The sequence below is a fragment of the Deltaproteobacteria bacterium genome (assembly GCA_016219225.1).
Lineage (GTDB): Bacteria > Desulfobacterota > RBG-13-43-22 > RBG-13-43-22 > RBG-13-43-22 > RBG-13-43-22.
Window position 1 is genome coordinate 1 of record JACRBX010000313.1, and the last position, 4,173, is coordinate 4,173.

Annotated in this window: 3 protein-coding genes; all 3 read right to left on the minus strand. The window is 47.0% G+C overall.

Annotation, left to right across the window (positions count from 1 at the left end):
• Window positions 1-617: 617 nt before the first annotated feature.
• Window positions 618-1,952, minus strand: coding sequence for a purine/pyrimidine permease (locus tag HY879_25110; GenBank protein MBI5606625.1), 1,335 nt, complete (start codon window positions 1,950-1,952; stop codon window positions 618-620).
• 31 nt (window positions 1,953-1,983) lie between these two features.
• Window positions 1,984-3,075, minus strand: a complete 1,092-nt coding sequence (locus tag HY879_25115; protein MBI5606626.1) for a geranylgeranyl reductase family protein — start codon at window positions 3,073-3,075, stop codon at window positions 1,984-1,986.
• Window positions 3,076-3,188: 113 nt separating this feature from the next.
• Window positions 3,189-3,746, minus strand: coding sequence for a response regulator (locus HY879_25120; protein MBI5606627.1), 558 nt, complete (start codon window positions 3,744-3,746; stop codon window positions 3,189-3,191).
• Window positions 3,747-4,173: the final 427 nt, after the last annotated feature.

The following is a 4,173-nucleotide window of genomic DNA, read 5'->3' on the forward strand; positions in this document are numbered from 1 at the left end:
GAACGCTTCCGACAACCACTGATGGAACGATCCCGATCGCTCCCAGGACCGCCGGTGAAAAAGAAAGGAGAAAAAGAGCCAGGGATGTCGGGACCAGAGGGTAAAGGGACGCTGTTAACTATTAAATATGCCTGATAAAAGAATAAAGAGCCTTTGTGGATAAGAAAGGGATTTTAAAAAATGGGCCATGGGATGGTTATGCTACCCAAGGATTTTCAAGCCGTCAATATATTTTATCTTGATTTAAACTGAATATTTGCCGAAGGGTTAACTGAAAAATAATTTTATAATGAATTTTTTCTTGACAGATTAATTTGAATCCGATCTTTCGGCGCATCTCTTACATAAACGTCCTCCTGCCCTTTGATCGAATATTATTTCTTGGACAGGAATAATTGAATGGCATTTAGGACATTTCCCGAATCTATTAACCGCCCAGGTGAAATAAAGGTAGAAAGACATAAGACCTATTCCAACGCAACAAATAAAAATAGTTAGAATAAACACTTAATATTTATCCTTCCTGGAATAAATTGAATTCATCAGTTAGACTGTAGGAATATTATTATCGTAAACGATTTACTGCATGTCAAGAAGAATTCTCTCCTTTTTCTTTATCATTTCAGTAAACTACGGCTTTCTTTCCTGGGACGAGGATTACTTGTCTTTCTCTTTTGCCTGAAGACCAGATGTTCGAGAAAAAAAGCGATAAAGGTGCCGATGACAAACCCATTACCCATCACCGGGCGCAGGGTTGCCGGAAAGGTATCGATAACGCCGGCCGGTAAAAAAGCGACTATGATGCCCAGGAGGATCGGCAGACCGACGATCAATCCCGTCTCGACCTGAAAAGGCCCCTCCGACTTGAACAACAGAAACAGACCGGCCATCACTTGAAAGCAAAGGATATAGGCCAGAACACTGCCGATGACCACCGGCGGTACCATACCAATCAGTCCCATCAGGGCAGGGGAGAAGGAAAGAAGAAAAAGAATAAGGGCGGTGGGGATGAGGGTGTACCGGGAGGCACAGCCGGTGGATAATATCACCCCCGGGCTTAAAGAAAAATTAACCGGTCCCACGACGCCGAAAAAACCGGCCAGGACATTGGCCATACCGGTGAAGGTGAGGCCCCTGTTTATCCGGTGGGCCATACCGGGGGGCTTCAGCAGGTCGTCCAGCGATTCGATAGAGCCAAGGTCGTTGATCGAGAGGGCCAGAAAACAAAAGAGAAAGGAGATGAAGACCCCTGGATCGATGGAAAAATGGATAGTGAGATGTTTAAAAAAAAAGGCCAGAGGGGCCAGGTCGCCCCCTTTTTGTACCGAAAGGCCTTCCGGAAAGAGGAGATGGTAAACCATACTCCCGAAAAGGATCGCCCAGACAATCAGGGTCGATTTCCAGATTCCTTTCGTGTTTTTCTGAAAAACAATCATCCCCAGGATAAGGCAGAAGGAAAAAACCATATGGGTCAATGACGTGACGGTTCCAACGGGACTGCTGATGAGATTCATGACCGTTGGCATCAGGGTAAAGCCGATAAGTAAAAGGACGACTGCGATAACCCGCGGCGTAAACAGGCGTTGCAGATGACCGAAAAGCCCGGTGGCACTCACCAGGGCCAGGATCAATCCCCCGAGCATCATAGTGAAGTAGATCGTTTCCGTATCAACCCCCCGGCTGGTGATAATACCGATGAGCAGGACGGTCGACGGACCGGCGATGAGCGGGAGGCCATGGCCCAGGAGAATTTGAAAGAAAAGGGTCACAGCCATGACGAAGGACAGCTTCTGCAGGTAGATGACCTGATCCGGAAGGTTTGGAAAGTGAAAACCCCCGACAATCTTGCCGATGATCATGATAGAGGGAATGGCGATAAAAAGCCATTGTACACCTAACAGTAAATTTTCTCCCAATGGGGGTTTATCATCAAGACCATATTTGAATTGCACGATCCCTCCGCTGTTGTTTTTTGAAAATATCTTATCGCAAAAATTTTCCGAAAAGCTTCAGGTAATTGAGAAGGTTGTAGTGGCGATCGCCTTTGTCGAGCCAGAGCATGAGGGAGACTTCCTGAACCTCCGGTCTTCGATGTAACGCCACCAGTTTTTCGGCCGAGGCATTATCTTTTAAAAAAAAGTTTTGCAGCCTGGTCAGGAGACTGAATTTTTTTTGAAAGCGGCTTTTCCACTTTTTTTTATAGTGGGCGGCTTTCCCTTCCAGTATGGCCTCGGCGGCCAGCTCACCGGCCTTCAGTGCATAATAAATCCCTTCATACGACAGGGGTAAAACCTGACCGGCAGAATCACCGGCAAAAAGGATTTTGTTTTTATGATATAACCGTCCGTCCCAGACCGGGATCCGATATATTTTCTTTTTTCCGGTCCCCATCCGGCCTGTCCTTTCTTTGAAATGAAGCAGCAGGGTATTGATGCCTTTAGGTTCAAAACACCCTGTGCCGACGGAAACGCCTTCCGGGGCCGGGAAGACCCAGGAATAGGAATAGGGGTTCCTCATGGCATCAAACCAGAACTCGCAATAGTCCATATCGGGACCGGTGACCGTTTCCGAGGCTGTCAGGAGGGACGGCGCAGGTTTGATGCCCAGAGAGGTCCTGACCCTGGAATTCACCCCATCGGCCGCAATAATATACTCGGAGACGATTTCCACCCGTTTTCCTTCAATGAAGGCCTCGACAATACATTTTTTATCATCCCGAATCTTCAGAAACTCTCCCTCGATGATTCTGGCCCCCTGCTCCCTGGCCGTTAAGCGGAGCATTTGATCAAATTCTTTTCTGGCTACGATGGCCAGGCGATTATCCCGGAGTCCGATTTCTATGGCTTCTCCCTTTGGAGAAAAGAGCCTTAAACCATGGACCTCTTTTTTTACGACGGTTTTCGGAAGACCGAACTCGTCAAAGGCCTTGAGGGCCAGCCCGCCTCCGCAGGGCTTATTATGGGAGAGGTTTTTTTCGAGCAGTATAATATCTTTTCCGTGTTCAGCCAGCCGGCGGGCTGCGGTAGCACCGGCCGGGCCGCCGCCGACCACAAGGACTTTGGCACTGAGGGGCATGGGTTGAGGGCTTTCTCAGATAGTTGAAATTTCGGTCATGGGTTATGAGTTGCGTGTTACGTGGGAAAGGTTTTGATTTCTTAACAGATTAAATTATCCATTACGGATAAGACTCATAAATCCAATTCTGTTTTGATCTGTTCAATAAGCGCATCCAAATCCAAATCGATATCCTCGATAACGATTGTTCCGTTAGGGTCTCGCTCTACTTTCGTAATCCCCGGATAGGCCTTTTCCAGTCGCTGCAAAACCGAATCCTGCTGCTTGACCTTTTTGAGAAGCAACCGGCTTTTTTCAGCCAACTCCTTTTGTTGCACCGCCTGGCGGATGGTAATGCCCATCTCCAGTTCGTTGCAGGGTTTTTTTAAGAAACGGTATATATGACCTTCATTGATGGCCCGCATGGCCAGGTCGAGGTTGGCGTGTCCCGTCAGCATGATCCTGAAGGTATCCGGGTAATTGCTGTACACCTCGGTCAGAAACTCCGACCCGGACATGCCGGGCATCTTTTCATCCGAGACGACAACATCTACGGGCTGGCGGGCCAGGATTTCCAGGGCTTCATTAGCGGAATTGGCTGTCAAAACTTCATAAGGTTCCTTATGAAGAGCCCGTTTCAGCGCTTCGGTGACATGCGGTTCATCATCAACAATAAGGATTCTATGGGGCATGAAAGGCCTCTACAAATGAATTTTGATGAGAAAAGTATAAATTAGGGATAAATGATGGTCAAGGGAAAAGCAAGAAAAGCAAGGAGATTAGAGGATTACGGATATTTTCATTAAAGAGCAAATCCTCCCGAGCCCTTATATTTTTGCTTTAAGATTGACTTTAACTGTTTGTTATGCTTTATATTGTTCAGTTCGCTTAATCTTCAACGGGCTGAATTTAGAGATCGGCCACGCCAGATAATGGTCAACTTATAGGGGAATCGACGGAGCGATGGACGTCTTACTTACATTCACTGGTTTTCACGATCCTTATTTCAAGGGATTGATTGGCCAGGAAGAACAACCCGGCCCTATTTTATCCCTTTTATCAACCCGTTCCTTTGATCGAGTCTATCTTTTTGATACAGCAGCAACTCAAAAATTAACA

Excerpts from the sequence above, each read along its gene's own strand:
- HY879_25115 (MBI5606626.1), bottom strand. The coding sequence starts at position 3,075 with ATGCCCCTCAGTGCCAAAGTCCTTGTGGTCGGCGGCGGCCCGGCCGGT.
- HY879_25120 (MBI5606627.1), bottom strand. The coding sequence starts at position 3,746 with ATGCCCCATAGAATCCTTATTGTTGATGATGAACCGCATGTCACCGAA.